Origin of the sequence: Falsiroseomonas bella (genome assembly GCF_003173615.1) — a bacterium.
In the GTDB taxonomy this organism is placed as follows: domain Bacteria; phylum Pseudomonadota; class Alphaproteobacteria; order Acetobacterales; family Acetobacteraceae; genus Falsiroseomonas; species Falsiroseomonas bella.
This window is the reverse complement of record NZ_QGNA01000001.1, coordinates 1,098,949-1,119,101: the sequence shown is the minus strand read 5'-3', so window position 1 is coordinate 1,119,101 and position 20,153 is coordinate 1,098,949. Positions and strand designations below refer to the sequence as shown.

Below are 20,153 nucleotides of genomic sequence, written 5' to 3'. Positions count from 1 at the left end.
GCCGGGCGGCGCGCAACCCTGCGCCGCAGTGCTGGCCGCAATACGGGCGTCGTGCCGGTTTCGAAGGGTCGATCGTCATGACGAAGGAGCCAGGGCCTCCCGCCCCGCTTGGGCAGCATCGGCGTCGGCAGCTTTGCCTGGCGCCTGCGCGAGTTCTCGGTGGATCACGTCCACCCGCCATCCCTCGGCCTTCAGATGGGCTGCCAGACGCTCCGCCACAAGCACGGATCGGTGACGGCCCCCGGTGCAGCCCAGGGCGATGGTGAGGTATTTCTTTCCCTCCGCGACGTAGCGGGGCAACAGGACCTCGAGCAGCCCTGTCATGCGAGTCCAGAAGGGTTCGAAATTGTCGTCGGCCTCGACATAGGCGGCGACACCGGGATCCTTCCCGGTCTGCGGGCGCAGCACCGGGTCGTAATGCGGGTTGCGCAGGAAGCGCATGTCGAAGACCAGGTCCGCCTCCCGCGGCAGGCCGCGCGGATAGCCGAAGGACAGGATGGCGATGTCGAGCCCGGCCGGCCCGGTCGGGCGGAAGCGCCGCTCGATCATCCGGCGCAGCTCCGGCAGCGGCAGCTCGGAGGTGTCGATCACCACGTCGGCGGCCTCCGCCAGCGGCGCCAGCAGCTCCGCCTCCCGCGCGATGCCGTCCGCGACGCGGGAGCCGAGCGGCCCGCCGGGCGTCAGCGGATGCCGCCGCCGCGTCTCGGAGAAGCGGCGCAGCAGCACCGCCTCCTCCGCCGTGGCGAAGACCAGGCTCGCCGCGATGTCGGCGCGGGCGCGCAGATGCTGCAGCGCCGCCAGCACCTCCGCCGCCTGGAAGCCCCGCGAGCGGGCATCCACCCCGATCGCCATCGGCGTCAGCCCGTCGCAGACCAGCTCTTCCAGGATGTTGAGCGGCGGGTTGTCCACCGTCTCGAAGCCGAGATCCTCCAGCGTGCGCAGGATGGAGGCCTTGCCGGCGCCGGACAGGCCGGTCACCAGCACGACGGGGCGCGCGGGGGCGGGGTCGCTCACGCCGCGAAGGCTCCGGCGGCCATCGCCACGCGCCCACAGGCGGCGTCCAGCGCAAGCGAAACCTTGTCCGGCGCGGCGGCCTCCCGCCCCGCCAGGGCGATGCGCGGCAGGCGGCGACCCTGGGCTTCGAAAGCGCGCGGCTCGGGCAGGCGGGGCGGCGCCTCGCCCTCCGGCAGCAGGTCCACCACCAGGCGCAGGGGGGCGGGCGCGGTCACCGGAAGGTCGCGCACCAGGCCCAGGCCGCGCACCTCCAGCATGCCGCGCAGCGGCGCCGGCGGCGCGGCCATCAGCAGATCGGGAGGTTCCGCTTCCAGCTCCACCTGGTCGTCCGCCACCAGCGTCCAGCCGCGGCCCATCAGCCTGAGCACGAGTTCGGACTTCCCCGTGCCCGATGGGCCGAGGAACAGCACGCCGTCGCCGCCGCGGGCGGCACAAGAGGCGTGAAGAGGCATTCCCGGTTCCGGCCCCCAAGCCAAGCCGGCGGAACATGGCAGAAAGGAGGCGGGAATCAAGGGACCGGGGGTGGCCGGCCCGGCATGCCGGCGCAACCGGCGGAGGGCGCGGGCGCCCCGACCGCGCCAGAAGCGCGTCTCCGAGAGGGAGAGAGCCCATGTCCGGTTTCCGCTGCATCGCCATGCCAACCGAGGCGGCCCGCCGCTTCCGCGAGACCGGCCGCGACGACCGTGGCCAAATGCTGCACCGCCGCGTCGTGGACGGCCCGGGCTTCCCCTGCCGCCACTGCCTGCAGCTCGGCGAGCCGGGCGAGGAGATGCTGCTGGGCAGCTGGGACCTGCCGCGGCCCGGCGGCGTCTACTGGACGCCGAGCCCGATCTTCCTCCATGCGCGGGACTGCCCCCGCTTCGAGGCGGCGAACGCGATCCCGCCCACCGTCCTGGCGAACGGCATCGTCTCCGTCCGCAGCTACGACGCCGGGGAGATGTGCCTCTACGACCTCGGCCATGTCTGCGAGGGCAAGGACGTCGCGGCGCCGCTGCTGCGGGCGCTCTCCGACCCGCGCACGCGCTTCGTGAACATCCACACGGCCCGGCCCGGCTGCTGGCTGGCCGCCGCGGAGCGGCTGAACTGAAACTCGGCCGAATTGCTTTAGGGGCGCAGGGCTGCCAGCCTCCGGCGCCATGACGCCGTCACGCCACGACATCGAAGCCGCCGCCGCCCGCATCGCCCCCCATATCCGCCGCACGCCGGTGATGCGGATGGGGGGCGGCGACTTGGGGCTCGGCATGGACCTGATCCTCAAGCTGGAACTCCTGCAGGCGACCGGCAGCTTCAAGCCGCGCGGCGCCTTCAACAGGATGCTGAGCGCGACCCTGCCCGCGGCCGGCGTCGCCACCGCCTCCGGGGGCAACCACGGCGCGGCGGTGGCTTATGCGGCGCGCGCCCTCGGCGTGAAGGCCGAGGTCTTCTGCCCCACCGCCACGCCCGCCGCGAAGACCGACCGGATCGAGGGCTACGGCGCCGTGCTGCACCGCATCGGCGCGGCCTATGACGAGGCGCGCATCGCCAGCGAGGCCCGCGCCGCGGAGACCGGCGCGCTGATCGTCCACGCCTATGACCAGCCCGAGGTTCTGGCCGGCCAGGGCACGGTGGGGCGCGAACTGTCGCAGGACGCGCCGGAAGCGACGCATGTGCTGGTCGCGACCGGCGGTGGCGGCCTGATCGGCGGCATCGCCGCCTGGTACGCCGGCACCGGCACGCAGGTGATCAGCGTCGAGCCCGAAGGCTGCCCGACGCTCGCCACCGCGCTGAAGGAAGGCCGCCCGGTGCCCTGCCCGGTCGGCGGGCTCGCATCCGACAGCCTCGGCGCCCGCCAGGTCGGCGCGCTGATGTTCGAGGTCGCGCGGCACCACGTCGCCGAGGCCGTGCTGGTCACGGACGAGGCGATCCGGGAGACGCAGCGGCGCATCTGGCAGGCGCTGCGCCTGATCGCCGAGCCGGGCGGCGCGGCGGCGATGGCCGCGCTGGTCAGCGGCGCCTGGGTTCCACCAGCCGGGGCGCGGGTCGCGGTTGTGGTCTGCGGGTCGAACGCGGACCCGGCGAAGGTCGTGTAGCCGCCGCCACCGCCGGCGCCGCCTCGGGCGCCGGTTCGGGGGTCTCCTCGGGCCCGGGGTTCTTGCGCAGCTGCCGCCAGATGCCGGCATCGCGCGCATAGAAGTCGGGGCGGAACTGCAGCGTCCCGTCCGCGGTCGCGAAAGCCGTCTGGTAGGTCACGAAGACCGGCACGGGCCGCGGCAGCGGCTTGCGCGTGGTGCCGCCCTCCGCGATCGCCTCATGGATCGCGCCGAGCGGCTTCTCCATCAGCAGGGAAGCGAGCTGCAGCGGGTTCTCCACCCGGATGCAGCCATTGCTGATCCGGCGGTTCTCCCGCCCGAAGGCGGACTTGTCCGGCGTGTCGTGCAGATAGACGTCGAAGCGGTTCGGCATCACGAACATGATGGCGCCCAGGCCGGATTCGGGGCCGGGCGCCTGCTCCGCCTCGCCATTCGGCAGCAGCGTGATGTTGTGGCGCTCGAGGAAGCCCGGATCGCGTTCGAGTCGCGGCAGGATGTCCGCCTCCACGATGTCGCGCGGGACCACCCAGGGCGGGTTGAGCAGGCTGGATTCGATGACGGTCCTGAATTCCGGGCTCTGCTTGCGCTCGATGACGTCGCCCACGACGACCCGGCTGGTGAAGACCGCCTGGTCGTCGCGATAGAACGTCACCTGCTGGTCCGCGACATTCACCCAGACCCGGTCGGGCGGTATCCGCCGCGGCAGCCAGCGCTGCCGCTCGAGGTTCACCGCGATGCCGCGCGCACTCCGCGCCAGCGCGTCCGCCACAAGGCCGTCGCTGGCCGCCGCGCCGTCGCGCAGCTGCACCAGGGCCCGGCGCAGCGCCTCATAGGTCGGGGTCGCGGGCGCCAGCGCCTCGATGGCGGCCGCGGGATCGCGGCGGTCGAGCGCGGCATCGAGCACCCGCGCGACATCCACCGGATCGGGCGCCAGGGCCTCGCCGTCGCGGCGGCGGGCGGCCGGCACGGCGCCGAGGGCCAGCGCCTCGGCATAGGTCAGCACGGCGTGCGACAGAAGCATATCCCGCTGCAGCGGCGCGAGCGTTGCGCGTCGCTGCAGCAACCCGGCCTGGAACAGCTCCGGATCGAGGCCATGATCGCCCGCGGCGAGCACGACATCCGCCAACGCGGCAGCCTGCGCCGGCCTGGTCGTCCAGACCGGCTCGAAGCCGCGCTGGGCGTAGAATCGGCGCAGCAGGTCGCCGCGCAACGTCTCCCCGGCGACCACCGGGTCGGGCCCGCCGTCCCGCAGCCGGGTCAGGTCGTCAGGGGCTCGTGGTGGTGGCGAGCGGGACAGTTCGGGTTCGATCGTCGCGCAGCCCGGCAGCGCCCAGGCCGCGGCGAGGGCGAGCGTGCCCCCGGCAAAGGCCCTCCGCCCGGACGACGGCCGTGCCGCGGCCGCCCCCTTGCGCTCCGGATCGAGGCAGCGTTTCGGCGCCCGCACCTGTTCCGTTCCTGAATTCCTGCGAATCATGTAACCGGGGGTTTGACTTTGTGCCTAACCCTAACGTTGAATTGTGCTGTGTCCATGTGTGGGCACCCTGATCGGAGAATGAGATGCGCGCCCTGTCCAAGGTCCTGGTTGTCATGGCCCCCGTGCTGCTGATGGCAGCCTGCGCCCAGGAGGCCCCGCCGCCCCCGCCGGCGCCCGCCCAGGTCGCCCCGCCGCCCGCGCCGGCCCCGGCGCCGGTGCCGCGCGCGCGCGGCTGACGCGAACCCCCGCAGGTCTGCGCCGCATCCCGGTGCAGACCTGTCGGGCGCCGGCCGATCGACAAGCCTGAGGACGCAGCCGCGCATCGCGGCGGTGTCGTGCATGCTGCGCGCTACACCAGCCCCTTCACCAGCAGCAGCCCCCAGGCCGCGACCGTCACGGAATCCTGGATCTCGCCCTCGCGCAGCATCCGCTCGAGCTCCGCGCGCGGGAACCGGCGGCTGACCATGTCCTGCTCCTCGATCTCCGGCCGCGCCTCGCCCTGCGTCAGGCCGGTTGCGACGAACACCCGAAAGCCCTGCCGCATCGTGCCGTAGCCTTCGAAGAGATGGCCCGCCGGCGTGAGCGTCTCCGCCGTCAGCCCGGTCTCCTCGGCCAGCTCATGCGCGGCGGCCAGCACCGGGTCGTCATCCGGCCCGCCCCACATGCCCTGGCAGAACTCCCAGAAGCGCGCGCCCACCGGGTAGCGGAACTGCTGCACCAGCGTGACCGACCCGTCCGCATGCACCGGCACGACGACGACGAAATCGTCCTTCTCGATCACGCCATAGATGCCGGCGGAGCCGTCGCGCCGGCGGATCGCATCCTCCCGCACGCGCATCCATCGGTTCTCGTAGACGATGCGCGATCCGGTCGCGATTATGTCGGGGTCGGTGTCAGCCAAGTCCGTTCGCATCCTTCAGGGCGGCGGCCGCGGCATGCTCGCCGCGCGCCTCGAGCTGCGCCGCGACGGCGATGCGGTCGGCCATGGGCCGGTTCTGGCTCTGCTTGCGCTTCGCCGTCCACTGCTTCACCTCGATCCGCACGCCGACCAGCGCCTTGAACATCCCCTCCATGTAGCGCACGGGCTGCGCATCCATGTCGAAGCCGGGGTCGGGCTCGTAGCGCGCGGCGAGTGCGCGCATCTGCACGGCGATCGCGTCCGGATCCTCGATCAGCGTCGCGTGGCCGCGCGCCTGCACCGCGTCGTAGTTCCAGGTCGGCACCGCCGGCTGCGCGCCGTACCAGGCCGAGGAGACATAGGCATGCGGCCCGCGGAAAACCGCCAGCGCCTCCGCCCCGGCGCCTTCGAAGGCGCGCCATTGCGGATTGGCGCGCGCCAGGTGGCAGAGCAGCACCGCGCGCCCCTCGCCCTCCGGCCGCAGCAGGTGGAAGGGCAGGTGCGAGACCATCAGCGGCTCCGCCGTGACCAGCAGGCCGAAGTCATTGGCTGCGACGAAGCCGAACATCCAGTCCGGGTCGTCCACGCGGAAGGCGGGCGGGGTGTACATGGCGGGCCGATCCTGCGCCGCGGATTGGTCCGGCGCGAGAGCCAATTCCAGCCCGCCGGACCGCACCAATCCAGTCACCCCCGCGCCCGCGCCCGCACCAGCAGCGCCAGCCCCGACAGCGTCAGCACCCCGCCCACGATGTCGCTGACGTAGAGCCGCTCGCCCAGCAGCGCCCAGCCGAACACCGCGGCCAGCGGCGGCGCCAGCAATTGCAGCGCCGAGGCGGTGGAGGCCGGCACGCGCTTCAGCATCACGAAATACAGCGCGTAGCCGCCGATCCCGACGACCAGCATGGACCACAGCAGCCCACCCAGCGTGAACCAGTGGACGCTCCGCGGCGCGGCACCTTCCAGCAGCAGCGCCAGCACGAGGCACAGCACCGCGGAGACGGTGGTCTGCCCCAGGCTCGCCACCCACAGGTCCACCCGCCCCTTGGCCGGCGCGTAGATCAACAGCCCGATCGCCTGCGCCGTGGCGGCGCCCACCGCGAAGACGAAGCCCGAGGCCTCCGCCGCCGCCAGCCCGTCCAGCGCGCGCAGGAAGCCGAGCAGCGCCACGCCCGACCAGCCGATCGCCAGTCCCACCCACGCCATCCGGGGCAGTGGCCGCCGCAGGAAGATGCTCTCGCCCGCCGCCACCAGCATCGGCGTCGCCGCGCAGATCAGCGCGACCAGCCCCGTCGGGATGCGCGCCATCGCCAGCCAGGCCAGCGCCAGGTAGCCGCCCATGCCGAACAGGCCGAGCAGCGCGACGCGCAGCAGGTCCTCCCGCCCCGGCAGCCTGGCGCGAAAGGCCAGCGCGATGGCCAGCAGGATCGGCGCCGTCAGACCGAAGCGGATCGCCAGCGACCAGAGCGGCGGCCATTCCCGCACCACCACGCCCGCGACGGTGAAGGCCGAGGCCCAGATGGCGACGAAGGCGCCGCCGATCAGCAGCCCGCCCTTGCCCATCGCCGGCGCTTTACGCGCCGCGACGCGCGATCGCCGCGTCCAGCGTGTTCTCCAGCAGGCAGGCGATGGTCATCGGCCCGACGCCACCCGGCACGGGCGTGATCGCCTCCGCCCGGCGGCAGGCCGCCTCGAACTCGACATCGCCGACCAGCCTGCCGCTCTCCAGACGGTTGATGCCGACATCGATCACCGTCGCGCCCTCCGCCACCCAGTCGCCGCGCACCATCTCCGGCCGTCCGACCGCGGCGACGAGGATCTCGGCCCGCCGGCATTCCGCCGCGAGGTCGCGCGTGCGCGAATGGGCGATTGTCACGGTGCAATCCGCCGCCAGCAGAAGCTGCGCCATGGGCCGCCCGACGATGGTGCTGCGCCCCACCACCAGCGCCCGCGCGCCGGGCAAGGAGCAGCCCGCCGCCCGCAGCAGATGCATCACGCCCTTCGGCGTGCAGGGCACCAGCCCGGGCTCACCGGAGGCCAGCCTGCCCGCATTCAGCGGATGGAAGCCGTCCACGTCCTTTTCCGGCGCGACGGCTGAAATAACGGCCTCGGCCCGGATGTGCCTGGGCAGGGGCAGCTGCACCAGGATGCCGTCCACCGCCGGGTCCGCGTTCAGCCGCGCGACCACGGCCAGCAGCTCGGCCTCCGTCGTCGCCTCGGGCAGATGCAGGGTGGCGCTGTCGAAGCCCGCCTCCTGCGCCGCCTTGTCCTTGTTCCGGACATAGACGCCCGAGGCCGGGTCCTCGCCCACGCGCACCACGCGCAGGCCGGGCCGATAGCCCAGCGTAGCGACGCGCGCGGCAATGGCGCGGCGGAGGTCGGCGGCGACGGCCTTGCCGTCGATCAGGCGAGCGGTCATGCGAGCAGCCGGTTCAGCGTTTCGGAAAGCCGGGCGGGATCGCCGGCGATGCGCAGCGTCTTGAGACGCCCTGAGGCCCCCTGGGTCAAGGTGACGGCGGAGGGCGCGACGCCGACCGCCTCGGCCACCGCCGCGCAGATGGCGCGGTTGGCGCGGCCATCCTCCGGCGCCTCGGTCACCGCCACGCGCAGCGCCGCGCCGTCGGGCGACGGTCCGCCGATGCCCGGCCGGCGCGACTTCGGCTGTGCCTTCACGCGCAGCTCCACCCCGTCCGGCAACGGCCGGAAGGCGCTCAGAAATAGATCCCGGCGCGGATCAGGTAGCCGCGGATCGCCGCGACGCCGATCGAGACCGCCGTGATCAGCAGCAGCAGCACCAGCGGCGAGAGGTCGATGCCACCCAGGTTCGGCAGGCGTTCGCGGATCGGGCGCAGCGCCGGCTCCGTCACGCGGTAGAGGAAGTCGGCGATCGTCCAGACGATCCGGTTGCGCCCGTCCAGCACGTTGAAGGACATCAGCGTCTGCACGATCGCGGCGAGCAGCACCGCCCACCAGTACAGGTCGAGCCCCGCCTGCACGAGAAAGAACACGGCATCGAGCAGCATCGGGCGGTTCCCTGGCGACCTTGCGGCAGTTGCCCCCGGCTGGTTGCGGGCCGGGCGCGGTGCGGCGGCTTCAAGCGATCGGCCGGAACCTAGTGGCCGGACCGCCCCGGAACAAGGCGCGCGCCATTGCCTCAGGGCGCCTTGACTTGCCCATGCGACCCGACGATAACCCGCGCCCTCACCTGCCCAGTATGGGGCCGGACGGGGCTGTAGCTCAGTTGGGAGAGCGCGTCGTTCGCAATGACGAGGTCAGGGGTTCGATTCCCCTCAGCTCCACCACTTTCCCTCACCCTCATCTCTTCACGACAGTCGGGTCCCCGGATCGGGCGCACTCTATCGCGCGCTGACGCCTGACGGGCGGCGCGGATCGGCAGCCGCCTCGATCCGGCCCGCCGCGTCGGTGATGGCCACGCCCACGCTGCCCGCGCGCCAGTCCCATTCCGCCCAGGGCGCCACCCGGTGGCCGGCATCCCGCATCCAGCCGAGCACCGCCTCGCCATAGCGCGCCTCGATCGCGACCCGGCCGGGGAAATGCTCGTGCGGGTCGCTCGAGCGCGGGAAGGACATCGTCGCGAAGCGCGGCGCCTCCACCGCGTCCTGTGCCGGCATGCCCTCGCGGACGATGCGCAGCAGCACCTGGCCCATCGCCTGCGGCTGCACGTCGTCGCCTGGTGTACCGAAGGCCATGCGGCGGCCATCCGGCAGCCGCGCCATGGCGGGTGAGGTGGTCAGCCGCGGACGCCGCCCCGGCCCGAGGCAGGCCGGATGCGCCGGATCGGTCCAGGACTGGCTCCCGCGGGACGACGGGCACAGCCCCGTCCCCGGCACCATCGGGCCGGCGAAGCAGCCATCGCTCGGCGTCGCGGCGAACAGCCCGCCATGCCGGTCCACCGTGCAGATGAAGGCGGTGTCGAGCTCAGGCTCGGTCCAGCGCGCCGCCGCGGCCGGCCGCTGGATCGGCGCCGCCACGCCGGCCGGGGGCATGTCGCCGAAGGCGCGGTCGGGCTGCACCAGTCGGGCGCGCGCCGCGCCATAGGCCGGGTCCAGCAGCCGATCGAGCGGCACGGCGACGAAGTCGGGATCGCCGAAGCTGGCATGGCGATCCGAGAAGGCGAGCGCATAGCTCTCGGCCATCGCGTGGACGGCTTCCGGATCGGAGAGTCCGCGTCCGGGCGGCAGCAGCGGCGCGGCATTGACCAGCGCCATGCCGAGCACCGGCCCCTGCGACCACGCGCCGCACATATGCACATCGGTCCCGAAGGCACGCGCGCTGGCGGCGCTCTCCACCGGCACCGCGAAGCCGGCCAGGTCCGCGCGCGCCAGCCAGCCGCCCTGCTCGGCGTAGAAGGCGGCGATCCGGGCCGCGATGTCGCCGCGATAGAAGGCGTCGCGCGCCGCCTGCAGCGCCGCCACGCGCCCCCGCGCCGCAGCCGCCCGTTCCTCGCCCGCCAGGAATTCCAGGGTGGCGGCGAGCTCCGTCATCCGGATCAGCTCCCCCGGGCGGGGCAGGCGGCCCTCCGGCAGGAAGACGGCGGCGCTGCCGGGGGAGGCGCGGAAGCCGGCCTCGAACTCGCGCACCACCTCGCAGAACAGCTCGGTCGCCCGGAAGCCGTCGCGCGCATAGGCGATCGCCTGGCTCGCCACCTCGCCGAAGGACATGGTGCCGAAGCGGGCGAGGGCGGTGATCCAGGCATCGGGCGCCGCCGGCACCACGGTGCGCAGCACGCCTTCCGGGATGCGCCCGCCATGCGCGCGGCGGAAGACCTCCGCATCCGCGCGCCGCGGCCAGGGCCCGACGCCGGCGATCACGCTCGGCGCGGCATCGCCCGGCGGCCAGACGATGATCGGCGCGACCCCGGCGAAGTGGCAGAACTCGCCCTGCACGACGTTCAGCACCAGGCCGCCGGCGACGCCCGCATCCACGGCGTTGCCGCCCGCATCCAGCACACGCCCGGCCGCCTGCGCCGCCAGGTGATGCGTCGCGGCCGCGGCGTGGCGCGTCGCGTAGCCGCGCGCGCGATAGGGCGCGCTCACCGGGCGGGCCGGACCATGGTGGCCAGCGTGAACTCGTCCTGCCGCGGCGTCTGCACCAGCGTGGCGCGCGTGGCCCATGCATTCACCTGGTGATGCACCGGCACCAGCGCGACCTCCTCGATCAGGATGCGCTGCGCACGATCCATCAGCGCCGCCCGCGCCACAGGATCGAGCGTGGTCTGCGCCTGTGCGAGCAGCCGGTCGAATTCCGCGTTGGAGTAGCGCCCGCGGTTGATCGCCCCGGTCCGGCGCTCACGGTCCATCGTCGCGACGCTCGGCAGCAGCAGGGAGGCGGGCTCGGCCAGCTCCGTGCTGAGCCCGTGCATGAACAGGCTGAACTCGAAGCGCTGCGCGCGCGGCACGAACACCGCCTGCGGCATCGCGTCCACCGTCGTGCGGATGCCGATGCGGCCCAGCATCTGCGCCACCGCCTGGCAGATCTGCTCGTCGTTCACGATGCGGTTGTTCAGGCAGTGCAGCGTCAGGCGGAAGCCGTCCGGGAAGCCGGCCTCGGCCAGCAGCCGCCGCGCTTCCGCCACGTCGGCCGCCGGCACGGCGATGTCGGCAAGGTGCCCGGAATAGCCCGGCGGCATGAACTGCATCGTCGGGCTCGCCAGCCCGTCCATCACACGCTCCGCGATGCCGCGCCGGTCGATCGCGATGGAGACGGCCCGGCGCACCCGCAGGTCGCGGAACGGGTTCGGCATCGGCCGCCCGTCATTGGTGGTCGCGAAGGGCGCCTCGCGCTCGGCATGGTCGGGGAAGAAGGTGACGAGCAGCGGCGAGACGCCGGTCACCACCTTGAAGCGCGCATCCTGGCGCAGCCGCGCCACCTGCTGCGGCGGGACGTTGGCGATCATGTCCACGTCGCCGGCGAGCAGCGCGGCCACGCGCGCCGCCGGCTGGGCGATGACGCGGAAGGTCACGTTCTCCCAGGGCTCCGCCTCGCCGTTCCAGGTCGTGCTGCGCGCGAGCTCCACGCGCTCGCCCGGCACGAAGCCGCGGAAGCGGTAGGGGCCGGTGCCGATCGCGGCGCGGCCGGCATTGTAGTCGGCGGTCTGCGCGTCGGCGCCGATGCGGGCGGAGACGATGCCGATCTGGCTCACATAGGCCGGCAGGTCGGGGAAGGTCGCCGTGGTGGTGATGCGGATGCGCTGCGGGTCCAGCACCTGCACCTCGCTTACCGGCGCGAGGAAGAAGGCGTAGCTGGAGGGGCTGCCCCGCACCTCGCGCGCGCGGCGGAAGGTGAAGGCGACGTCCTCGGCGGTGAAGGGCGTTCCGTCATGGAAGCGTGCATCGCCGCGCAGCGCAAATTCCCACTCGTTCGGACCGGTCGCGCGCCACGCGGTCGCCAGCGCCGGCACCAGGCTCTGGTCCGGCGCCCGTCCCACCAGGCCCTGATAGACATGCGCATGCAGCGATTTGTTCGGACCGAAATTGTGGAAATGCGGATCCATCGAGGTCGGCGCGACCTCCACGGCGATGGTGAGATCCGCCGCCTGCACGGCCGTCGCGGCCCCGAGCAGTGCGCCCGCCAGAACAAGCCTCGTCGCGATGCGCATCCGTCTTCCTCCCGTCCTCGTGGAAGAGAGGCTAGCCTGACCTTCGGCGAAGGCGAAAGGCAGCCCCGGCATGGCGGTGTGGCGGCACTACGGACAGGCGGAGCTCGATGCGCAGTTCACGCTCGATGCCATCCGCGACCTCGATGCGCTCTTCGCGCGGCGGGCCGAGGCGGCGGCGCGCGCCCGCGCCACGCTGCCGCATCGCGCGGGGCTGCGCTACGGCGCGCATCCAGCCGAGACGCTGGACTTCTACCCCGCCGCGACGCCCGGCCCCTGGCCGCTGTTGCTCTTCATCCATGGCGGCTTCTGGCGCTCGCTCGATGCAAGCGGCTTCGCCTTCGTGGCGGAGGGCTTCGTCGGCCAGGGCGTCGCAGTCGCGGTGCTGGATTATCCGCTGATCCCGGATGTGCGGCTCGGCGCCATCGTCGAGAGCTGCCGGCGCGCGGTGGGCTGGCTGCACGCGCAAGCCGCCTCGCTGGGCTGCGACCCGGCGGCGATCTTCGTCTCCGGCAATTCGGCCGGGGGGCACCTGGTCGCGGAGCTGATGGACCGCGCCTGGCCCCCCGCGCATGGCCTGCCGGATGAGGTGATCGCCGGCGGCTGCGCCATCAGCGGCCTCTTCGAGCTGGAGCCGGTGCGGCGCAGCGCGCAGAACGCGACGCTCGGCTTCACGGAGCAGGAAGCGGCCTCCCTCAGCCCCGCGCGGCGCGTCGGGCGCGGGGCGCCGCTGCTGGTGTCGGTCGGCGGGGCGGAGGCCGAGGAGTTCCTGCGCCAGTCGCGGGACTTCGCCGCCGCCTGGAACGCCGCCGGGAACCGCGCGGAACTGGTCATCCCCGCCGGCGCGGACCACATCACCGTCGTGCTGGATGCCTTCGCCGTGCCGGGCTCCGGGCTGAACGCCGCCATGATGCGCCTGATCCGGGAAGCCCAACCGGGATGAGGCGCGGGCGGTGACGCTCCGGCTCCGAACGGCTCGCGGGGCGCCGCCGGATCGTCTATCCCGCTCGGACCCCGTGCCAGAACCGCTTCGACCCAGCCCGCGACCGCGCCCGGCACCCCGCCTCGGGGCACGGCGTCGCGCGGCCGCGCGGCGCGAGCCGCCGCTGACCACGCAGCGCCCGGCGCCACTGGCGCCGCCGGGCCCGCGCTGGCCGGGCGCGCGGCCGGGCCGCGCCGGGCGGCCCTGGGTGCCGGCCTCGGCGGCGGTCCATCTCGCGATCCTGCTGGTCGCTCTGTGGTGGGCGGGGCGAGCCCCGGCGCCACCCCGCGAATTGCCGCCGCCCGCCTTCGACATCGTCTGGGAGGGCGGCCAGCCCGAGCGCTCCGCCGCGGAGCCGCCGCTGGGGCTCGAGGTGGCGCCCGCCCCGCCCGTGCCGGACGTCCCCGCGCCGCCGCAAGCGCCGGCACCGCCCGGCGCGCCGACCCTCGCAACGCCGCCGCCCGGCGTCAGCGCACCCCCGGCCCCCCCGGTCGCGGCGTTGCCGCCGCCGCCTCCGCCGGCCCCGCCTGCACCGCAGCCGCCGCGGCCCGCCATCGCGCCCGCGCCGCCGCCCGTCGCCGCCCCGCCCGCGCCGCCCCGGGACCTGCCGCGCCCGCCGGTGGTCGCCGTCCCGGACGCCCCGCTCCCGAGCCCGCGCGCCCCGGATGTCGCGGCGCCGCTGCCACGGCCGGACGCGCCGCCCGATGCGCCGCCCGCACCCAGACCGCCCCTGCCCGCGCTGGCCGCGCCCGCGCCCCCGCCCGTTCCAGCACCGCGCGATCGGCCGGCGGCACCCCAGGCGCTTCCCGAGCCGCCGCCCCCCGCCCCGCCGCCGCCCGTCGCCGCCTTGGCGGCGCCGCCCGTGCCGCGCCCGCAGCCAGCACCCGCGCCCACCCCTGCACCGCCGCGCGAGCAGGCCGCGCCGGCCCGCCCGCCCGCGCGCCCGGAGCAACAGGACCAGGCGGCGGCGGCCTTCCCGCGGGGCTCGATCTGGATGCCCGGCGGGTTGCAGCTCGGCCGGCCCGCCCAGCCCTCGCAGCCCTCGGCGCCGGCGGGGCGGCGCGATGCGCAGGGGATGGACCTGAGCGTGGACCCGCGCCTCTCGGAAGGCAGGGCCGCCAGCGACCCGAATGTCCGCGTCACCGGCGCGCAGGTCGGCGCCGATTGGCGGGCCGCCTTCCGCGCCTGGCTCGACCGGAACATCAGCTATCCACGGCGCGCCATCGAGAACCGCGAAAGCGGCCGGGTGCGCGTGCTGATCACCGCCGAGCCGGACGGGCGCGTGCGCGAGGTCCGGCTCGTCGGGCCCTCGGCCTCGCCCTCGCTGAACACGGGAACGACCTTCCCCTTCTCGGGCGCCACGCTGCCGGCCTTCCCGCCGCCGGCCGACCCGAACGGCGTCACCATCGAGCTGACGGTGCACTACATCCTGATCATGCGCTGAGCAGCTGCGGCCGCGCCGCATCGCCGGCCGGCGCGGCGGCATCGAGCATGGTGGCCGACAGCGCCGCATAGGCGCGCCGCCACGCATCCGCATGCGCCGGGGTGAACTCGGGGCCGAGCCGTTGCCCGAGCGTCCACAGCAACGCCTCCCCCACGCCGGCGTAGTGCTCCGGCCGCGCGCCATAGCCGACATGGCGCCGCGCCAGATCGGCCAGCAGCGGCTGCAGCGCCGCGTGGTCGTGCAGCCGCGCCACGATCACGCCGAGCATGCTCATCAGCTTCGTGCATTGCGGCCCGATATCCTCGGGAAACAGCGCGCGCAGGCCGGGCGAGGTCGCGAAGAGCCGGTCGTAGAAGGTCGCCGCGCCGTCCTCGCCCAGCGCGGCCAGCGCACGGAAGCTGCCGCGGACGCGGTCCAGCTCCTCTTCCGTCAGCGCCGTCATGCCGCAAGCTCAAGCGATGGCGCGGTCGGGGTGAAGGCGCGCGCGAAACTCTCGCGCAGCCAGGCGATGGTCGCCTGCACGCGCGCCATCTGGATCGTGTCGGGATGCGCATGCAGATGCAGCACGCGCGTCAGCTCGGGCGGGCCGGGATTGACGCGCTCGATGCGCGGGTCGCCTTCCGCGAGGCACATCGGCAGCAGGCCCTTGGCGAGACCGCCGCGGATGCCGGCGAGGATCACGCTGGAATCCGTCGCGGTCAGCACCAGGCGTTCCTCGGCGGCGCGGGCGCGCTCCGTCCAGCGCGTCGGCGCGCGGCGCGGCGCCTCGTCGTCCCAGAAGGCGGCCCAGCCCAGCTTCGCCGCATCGACGCCGCGCGGCTTGTAGATGGCATAGGGCACCTCGCCGAGGCGGATGGCGAATTCCGTGTGGTCGGGCGGCATCTCGAACCACAGCGCGATCGCCGCCTCGCCCCGCGCCAGGCTGCGTCGCAGCGCGCCGCCGATGGTGCGGATATCGAGCTCCGGATGGCGCGCCAGCAGGGCCGGCAGCGAGGTCTCCACCAGCCGCACCATCGTCCAGGGATTGCCGATGATGCGCACCAGCCCGCTCGGCCCGCGGCCGGCGGAGGCGACCTCCTCGGCCAGGCGCAGCGTGCGTGCCTCGATCTCCAGCGCGCGCGCGATCGCGGCCTGCCCGGCCTCGGTCGGCGTGAAGCCGAGCTTCGAGCGGATGAAGAGGATCGCGCCGAGCTCCGCTTCCAGCGCCGCCAGACGCCGTCCCGCGGTGGACTGGTCGATGTTCAGCAGCGCGGCGCCACCCGTGAGCGTGCCGGCGCGGCTGATGGCGAGAAGAACCTTCAGGTCGTCCCAGCTGCCAGCCATCGCGGCCTCCCGCCCGGTCGTCTCGGTGCCGAGAGAATACGCGGCAGGCCGGCCCGCCGTCCGTTTCCGTTGTTTCGCGCCGTTGCGCCGGAGCGCGGCGGCTGAAACGCGGCGCGCCGCGCGGTTGCCGGGCTAAAGCTGCTCTTCCACCGGCAGCACGCGCGCCAGCCACGCCACGGCTGTGCGGCGCCAGGACGCGCCCGGCTCCGTATGCTGCTCGCGCGGCACGCCGGCATGCTCGTCCCGCCACACCAGCCGTCCGCCCTCCAGCGAGAGCTTCCAGCTTATCGCCGGATCGGTCAGCCGCTCCTGCTCCTCCGCCACTTCGCGCGCCACGGCGGGGTTCTGCACGAAGACGCCCATCTCGGTGTTCAGCGCGGCGGAGCGATGATCCAGGTTGAAGCTGCCGACGAAGGCGCGCATGCCGTCCACCACCAGCGCCTTGGTGTGCAGCGCCGCGCCGCCGCGCGAGCCCAGCATGCTCGCCCGCTCCTGGTCCAGCTCGGGCTTCAGCTCATGGATCGTCACGCCGGCGCGCAGCAGCGGGCGGCGGTACTTCATGTAGCCGCCATGCACGGCGACCACGTCGGTCGCGGCCAGCGAGTTCGTCACCACGCTGACCTGCACGCCGCGCGCGACGAGATCGAGCAGCAGCTTCAGCCCCGCACGGCCCGGCACGAAATAGGGCGAGATCAGCCGCGCCTCCCGCCGCGCCTCGCGCAGCGCGTCGGCGATCTCGGCGGCGATGCCGCCGGCGGCGCGCGCCCGCTTGCGCGCTCCCAGGCCGCGCTTCGCCTTCTCCGGCGCATCGGCCACCACGCGCACGGCGTCGGCCGCCACCGCCGTCAGGCCGGTGCGGATCCTGCGCGCCGGATGCTCCGACAGCGCGGAGACGAGGCCCGCCGCCTGCGGCCGGCGCGCAGCCTCCTCCATGCCGCGGCGCAGGCCCGCAAGGCCGCCGCGCGCATCGCTCGCCGCGCTCAACCGCGCCGCGGGCTGCGCCAGCGGGCTCGCCCAGTAGCGCTCGAACACCGCCAGCGCCTGCGCCGCCGGTGGGCCCGCCAGCACCAGGTCGAGGTCGCGGAAGTTGATCGCACCATCGTTGTCCAGGCCGAAATACTCGTCGCCGATGTTGCGCCCGCCCACCACCGCCAGCGCGCGATCCGCGATCCAGTTCTTGTTGTGCATGCGCCGGTTGAGGTGCCAGCCGCCGAAGGCGAGCTCCAGCAGGTGGCCCCAGCGCCCGAACAGCCGCCAGCGCGTGGCGTTGAACAGCCGCACCTCGATGTTCGGATGCCCGTCCAGCGCCGCGAGGCTGCGCTCATGGCCGATGGCGTACACATCGTCGAGCAGCATGCGCACCGCGACGCCGCGATCCGCCGCCGCAAGCACCTCGCGGCCGAGGAGCTGTCCGGTCGTGTCGCCGCGCCACACATAATACTGCAGGTCGAGCGTCCGCCCGGCCGCGCGGGCGGAAGCCGCGCGGATCGCGAAGGCTTCCTCGGCGCGGCACAGGACTGCCGCGCCGCCCTGCCGGCGCGTGCCCCGGTCGCGCAGCCCGATGCAGCCCAGCGCCGCCAATACGGCGCGTTCCAGCCGCGTCGCCCCGGGCGGGACGGCGGCAGCCAGCGCAGGCCGTGTCACGAGATCCGACATGGGTCTTCGATCATCCGCAGCACCGAACGGCCGGGGCCGGGGTCTGGTTCTGGCCGGGGCGGGACAGCTGGTCCCGCCGGCCCGGGAGCTCACGCCGCCGCGCGCAGCGCCTCGAAGGTGTCGGCCACCGCGTCCAGGTGCAAGCGCGCCGTCAGCGGCAGGTGGTCCGAGGCGATGCGCGCCAGCGGGCTGTCATGCACCTCCACCTGGCTCACCAGCGGCTTCGGCCAGGCCAGGATCCGGTCCAGCGGCAGCACCGGCAGCCGGGTGGGGAAGCTGGCCGGGCCGGGCGCGACAGGACCGAACAGCTCGCTCAGCGCCTGCAGCGAGGACCGGGCGCCGAGCCCCCATTCGTTCAGGTCGCCGCAGAGCACCGTCGGGCGCGGCTCCGCTTCCTGCAGCGCGGTCAGGATCGCCGCGGATTGGCGGCGGCGGCAGCGCGGCAGCAGGCCGAAATGCGCGGCGACGAGCCGCAGCGGCCCATCCGCCAGGTCCAGATCGGCCACCACCGCCCCGCGCGGCTCGGCGCCGGGCAGGGCAAGCCGGCGCAGCCGCGCCCGCGTGCCCGGCCGCACCAGGATGGCGTTGCCGTGCCAGCCATGCCCGTCCGGCAGGTCCGACACGGGCAGCGGCACCAGCCCCGCCTGCTTCTCCAGCAGCTTCGCGTCCAGCAGTCCGACCCGGCGGCCGAACCGCCGGTCGGCCTCCTGCAGCGCCACCACATCGGCGCCGAGCTCCGCGATCACCGCCACGGAGCGGTGCGGATCGAAGCGCCCGTCCGTGCCGACGCATTTGTGCAGGTTCCAGGAGGCGATGCGCATCTCGCCCTCCGCCGGCGGGCGCGGGGCCGCGCGACCGCGCCGGCGGGCATCCCGGAACTCGCTGAGAAGCTGGCGCACGGATTGGTGCGTGGCCCGGATGTGATCGGCCACGCGCAGACGTTCGGGGGAGCGCAACCCGCGCCTGGGCACGAGGGTGGCGGTCATCCGGTCCGGCGGCGGGGCAGACGATCGGAGGGGAGCATCAGTATCGGGGAGAATGGTGTTTCGCGCGGCCCATGCCAAGCCGCGACATTGCCCCGCAAGGCATAAAGATATCCTTATGCCTGGTAGGCGAGTCTTGGCCCGCTCTCCGCCCCGTGCTAGGGCCCCGCCCGATCCCAAGCATCAGGACCCGTGCACATGGCCGCCGATTACGTCGTGAAGGACATCTCCCTGGCCGATTGGGGCCGGAAGGAGATCAGCATGGCCGAGGACGAGATGCCCGGCCTGATGGCCGTGCGCGCCGAATACGGCAAGCAGCAGCCGCTGAAGGGTGCCCGCGTCGCGGGCTGCCTGCACATGACCATCCAGACCGCCGTGCTGATCGAGACGCTGAAGCATCTCGGCGCCGATGTCCGCTGGTCCTCCTGCAACATCTTCTCGACGCAGGACCACGCCGCGGCCGCCATCGCCGCCGGCGGCACGCCGGTCTTCGCCGTGAAGGGCGAGACGCTTCCCGAATACTGGCAGTATGTGAAGCGCACGCTCGAGTGGGGCGACGGCGGCACGCCGAACGTCCTGCTCGACGACGGCGGCGACATGACGCTGCTGGTCCATTACGGCCTGCGCGCCGAGCAGGGCGACGTGGCCTTCCTCGACAAGGCGACCAATGAGGAGGAGGAGGTCTTCTTCGCCCTCATCAAGGATTGCCTGAAGACCAAGCCCGGCTGGTTCGCGCAGCTCGCGAAGAACATCGTCGGCGTGTCGGAGGAGACGACGACGGGCGTCCATCGCCTCTACACCATGGCGAAGGAAGGCCGGCTGCTGTTCCCGGCGATCAACGTCAACGACAGCGTGACGAAGTCGAAGTTCGACAACCTCTATGGCTGCCGTGAATCGCTGGTGGACGCGATCCGCCGCGGCACCGACGTGATGATGGCCGGCAAGATCGCGATGGTCTGCGGCTTCGGCGACGTCGGCAAGGGCAGCGCCGCCAGCCTCCGCAACGCCGGCTGCCGCGTGATGGTGTCGGAGATCGACCCGATCTGCGCGCTGCAGGCCGCGATGGAAGGCTACGAGGTCGTGACGATGGAGCAGGCCGCGCCGCGCGCCGACATCTTCGTCACCGCCACGGGCAACGTGGACGTCATCACCGCCGACCACATGCGGCAGATGAAGCACCGCGCCATCGTGTGCAACATCGGCCACTTCGACAGCGAGATCCAGGTCGCCGCGCTGCGCAACTACAAGTGGGACAACGTGAAGCCGCAGGTGGACGAGATCGAGTTCCCGAACGGCAAGCGCATCATCCTGCTGTCCGAGGGTCGCCTCGTGAACCTCGGCAACGCCACGGGCCATCCGAGCTTCGTCATGTCGGCGTCCTTCACCAACCAGACGCTGGCGCAGATCGAGCTTTGGACGAACCCGGGCAAGTACGAGAAGAAGGTCTACACGCTGCCCAAGCATCTCGACGAGAAGGTGGCCGCGCTGCACCTCGCGAAGGTCGGCGCCACGCTGACCACGCTGAACAAGCAGCAGGCCGACTACATCGGCGTGCCGGAGCAGGGCCCCTTCAAGGCCGACCAGTACCGCTACTGAGCCCGCGCGCGGGCGTCGCAACGCGCGACGCCCGCCGCATGGCGATCGGTTCCGCGGCCGTGACGCGTTCGGCTGCGGAAGGTGCGGTCCGCGCCGTTGAG

21 protein-coding genes and 1 tRNA gene are annotated in these 20,153 nt (G+C 73.5%); 7 read left to right on the top strand and 15 right to left on the bottom strand.

What is annotated here, in order from left to right; translation table 11 throughout:
• Nucleotides 1-75: 75 nt before the first annotated feature.
• Nucleotides 76-1,014, bottom strand: coding sequence for an RNase adapter RapZ (rapZ, locus tag DFH01_RS05270; protein ID WP_233255968.1), 939 nt, complete (start codon nt 1,012-1,014; stop codon nt 76-78).
• Nucleotides 1,011-1,466 (bottom strand): HPr kinase/phosphorylase, encoded by a 456-nt coding sequence (locus DFH01_RS05265; RefSeq protein ID WP_109869297.1) that lies wholly within the window; start codon nt 1,464-1,466, stop codon nt 1,011-1,013. Before DFH01_RS05265 ends, rapZ begins: the two co-directional genes overlap by 4 nt.
• Before the next feature lie 158 nt (nt 1,467-1,624).
• Between DFH01_RS05265 and DFH01_RS05260 the strand changes: the two genes are divergently transcribed.
• Both DFH01_RS05260 and DFH01_RS05255 read left to right on the top strand, forming a co-directional pair.
• Nucleotides 1,625-2,101 (top strand): DUF1203 domain-containing protein, encoded by a 477-nt coding sequence (locus DFH01_RS05260; protein WP_109869296.1) that lies wholly within the window; start codon nt 1,625-1,627, stop codon nt 2,099-2,101.
• Nucleotides 2,102-2,150: 49 nt separating this feature from the next.
• On the top strand, nt 2,151-3,083 hold the full coding sequence (locus DFH01_RS05255; RefSeq protein ID WP_109869295.1) for a serine/threonine dehydratase: 933 nt from the start codon (nt 2,151-2,153) through the stop codon (nt 3,081-3,083).
• On the opposite strand, the gene DFH01_RS05250 is transcribed toward DFH01_RS05255, so the two are convergent.
• Nucleotides 2,998-4,527 (bottom strand): L,D-transpeptidase scaffold domain-containing protein, encoded by a 1,530-nt coding sequence (locus DFH01_RS05250; RefSeq protein ID WP_158287622.1) that lies wholly within the window; start codon nt 4,525-4,527, stop codon nt 2,998-3,000. The genes DFH01_RS05255 and DFH01_RS05250 overlap by 86 nt on opposite strands.
• Nucleotides 4,528-4,640: 113 nt before the next feature.
• Between DFH01_RS05250 and DFH01_RS28075 the strand changes: the two genes are divergently transcribed.
• On the top strand, nt 4,641-4,793 hold the full coding sequence (locus tag DFH01_RS28075) for a hypothetical protein (RefSeq protein WP_158287621.1): 153 nt from the start codon (nt 4,641-4,643) through the stop codon (nt 4,791-4,793).
• Between the two features lie 113 nt (nt 4,794-4,906).
• Here DFH01_RS28075 and DFH01_RS05245 read toward each other — a convergent pair whose 3' ends face one another.
• The 6 genes from DFH01_RS05245 to DFH01_RS05220 form a co-directional block, all read right to left on the bottom strand.
• The gene (locus tag DFH01_RS05245; protein WP_233255967.1) at nt 4,907-5,458 is read right to left on the bottom strand and encodes an NUDIX domain-containing protein; all 552 of its coding nucleotides are present in this window, start codon (nt 5,456-5,458) and stop codon (nt 4,907-4,909) included.
• The gene (locus DFH01_RS05240; RefSeq protein ID WP_109869293.1) at nt 5,451-6,065 is read right to left on the bottom strand and encodes an FMN-binding negative transcriptional regulator; all 615 of its coding nucleotides are present in this window, start codon (nt 6,063-6,065) and stop codon (nt 5,451-5,453) included. Before DFH01_RS05240 ends, DFH01_RS05245 begins: the two co-directional genes overlap by 8 nt.
• Before the next feature lie 74 nt (nt 6,066-6,139).
• Nucleotides 6,140-7,015: a DMT family transporter gene (locus DFH01_RS05235; RefSeq protein WP_109869292.1), complete on the bottom strand. Its 876-nt coding sequence runs from the start codon at nt 7,013-7,015 to the stop codon at nt 6,140-6,142.
• 10 nt (nt 7,016-7,025) lie between these two features.
• Entirely contained in the window at nt 7,026-7,871 is an 846-nt protein-coding gene (gene folD, locus DFH01_RS05230) for a bifunctional methylenetetrahydrofolate dehydrogenase/methenyltetrahydrofolate cyclohydrolase FolD (protein ID WP_109869291.1), read from the bottom strand.
• Complete coding sequence (locus tag DFH01_RS05225; protein ID WP_269846223.1) at nt 7,868-8,137, bottom strand: DUF167 domain-containing protein; 270 nt, start codon at nt 8,135-8,137, stop codon at nt 7,868-7,870. Before DFH01_RS05225 ends, folD begins: the two co-directional genes overlap by 4 nt.
• A 26-nt stretch (nt 8,138-8,163) precedes the next feature.
• Nucleotides 8,164-8,475, bottom strand: coding sequence for a YggT family protein (locus DFH01_RS05220; RefSeq protein WP_109869290.1), 312 nt, complete (start codon nt 8,473-8,475; stop codon nt 8,164-8,166).
• Between the two features lie 203 nt (nt 8,476-8,678).
• On the opposite strand from DFH01_RS05220, the gene DFH01_RS05215 reads away from it, so the two are divergent.
• Nucleotides 8,679-8,754: transfer RNA gene (locus DFH01_RS05215), tRNA-Ala, on the top strand.
• 54 nt (nt 8,755-8,808) lie between these two features.
• Here the strand turns inward: DFH01_RS05215 and DFH01_RS05210 are convergent.
• Nucleotides 8,809-10,509, bottom strand: coding sequence for a gamma-glutamyltransferase family protein (locus DFH01_RS05210; RefSeq protein WP_158287620.1), 1,701 nt, complete (start codon nt 10,507-10,509; stop codon nt 8,809-8,811).
• The gene (locus tag DFH01_RS05205) at nt 10,506-12,071 is read right to left on the bottom strand and encodes an ABC transporter substrate-binding protein (RefSeq protein WP_158287619.1); all 1,566 of its coding nucleotides are present in this window, start codon (nt 12,069-12,071) and stop codon (nt 10,506-10,508) included. Before DFH01_RS05205 ends, DFH01_RS05210 begins: the two co-directional genes overlap by 4 nt.
• 70 nt (nt 12,072-12,141) lie before the next feature.
• Between DFH01_RS05205 and DFH01_RS05200 the strand changes: the two genes are divergently transcribed.
• Nucleotides 12,142-13,011, top strand: coding sequence for an alpha/beta hydrolase (locus tag DFH01_RS05200; protein WP_109869287.1), 870 nt, complete (start codon nt 12,142-12,144; stop codon nt 13,009-13,011).
• A gap of 247 nt (nt 13,012-13,258) precedes the next feature.
• Nucleotides 13,259-14,494: a TonB family protein gene (locus DFH01_RS05195; RefSeq protein ID WP_146216997.1), complete on the top strand. Its 1,236-nt coding sequence runs from the start codon at nt 13,259-13,261 to the stop codon at nt 14,492-14,494.
• Here DFH01_RS05195 and DFH01_RS05190 read toward each other — a convergent pair.
• The 4 genes from DFH01_RS05190 to DFH01_RS05175 form a co-directional block, all read right to left on the bottom strand.
• The gene (locus DFH01_RS05190; RefSeq protein ID WP_109869285.1) at nt 14,484-14,936 is read right to left on the bottom strand and encodes a globin domain-containing protein; all 453 of its coding nucleotides are present in this window, start codon (nt 14,934-14,936) and stop codon (nt 14,484-14,486) included. The two genes, DFH01_RS05195 and DFH01_RS05190, sit on opposite strands and share 11 nt — an antisense overlap.
• Nucleotides 14,933-15,817: a LysR family transcriptional regulator gene (locus DFH01_RS05185; protein WP_109869284.1), complete on the bottom strand. Its 885-nt coding sequence runs from the start codon at nt 15,815-15,817 to the stop codon at nt 14,933-14,935. Before DFH01_RS05185 ends, DFH01_RS05190 begins: the two co-directional genes overlap by 4 nt.
• Nucleotides 15,818-15,949: 132 nt before the next feature.
• Nucleotides 15,950-17,473, bottom strand: coding sequence for a phospholipase D family protein (locus tag DFH01_RS05180; protein ID WP_109869283.1), 1,524 nt, complete (start codon nt 17,471-17,473; stop codon nt 15,950-15,952).
• 89 nt (nt 17,474-17,562) lie between these two features.
• On the bottom strand, nt 17,563-18,294 hold the full coding sequence (locus tag DFH01_RS05175; protein WP_199231133.1) for an endonuclease/exonuclease/phosphatase family protein: 732 nt from the start codon (nt 18,292-18,294) through the stop codon (nt 17,563-17,565).
• Between the two features lie 360 nt (nt 18,295-18,654).
• Between DFH01_RS05175 and ahcY the strand changes: the two genes are divergently transcribed.
• Nucleotides 18,655-20,052 (top strand): adenosylhomocysteinase, encoded by a 1,398-nt coding sequence (gene ahcY / locus DFH01_RS05170; RefSeq protein WP_109869281.1) that lies wholly within the window; start codon nt 18,655-18,657, stop codon nt 20,050-20,052.
• Nucleotides 20,053-20,153 lie beyond the last annotated feature (101 nt).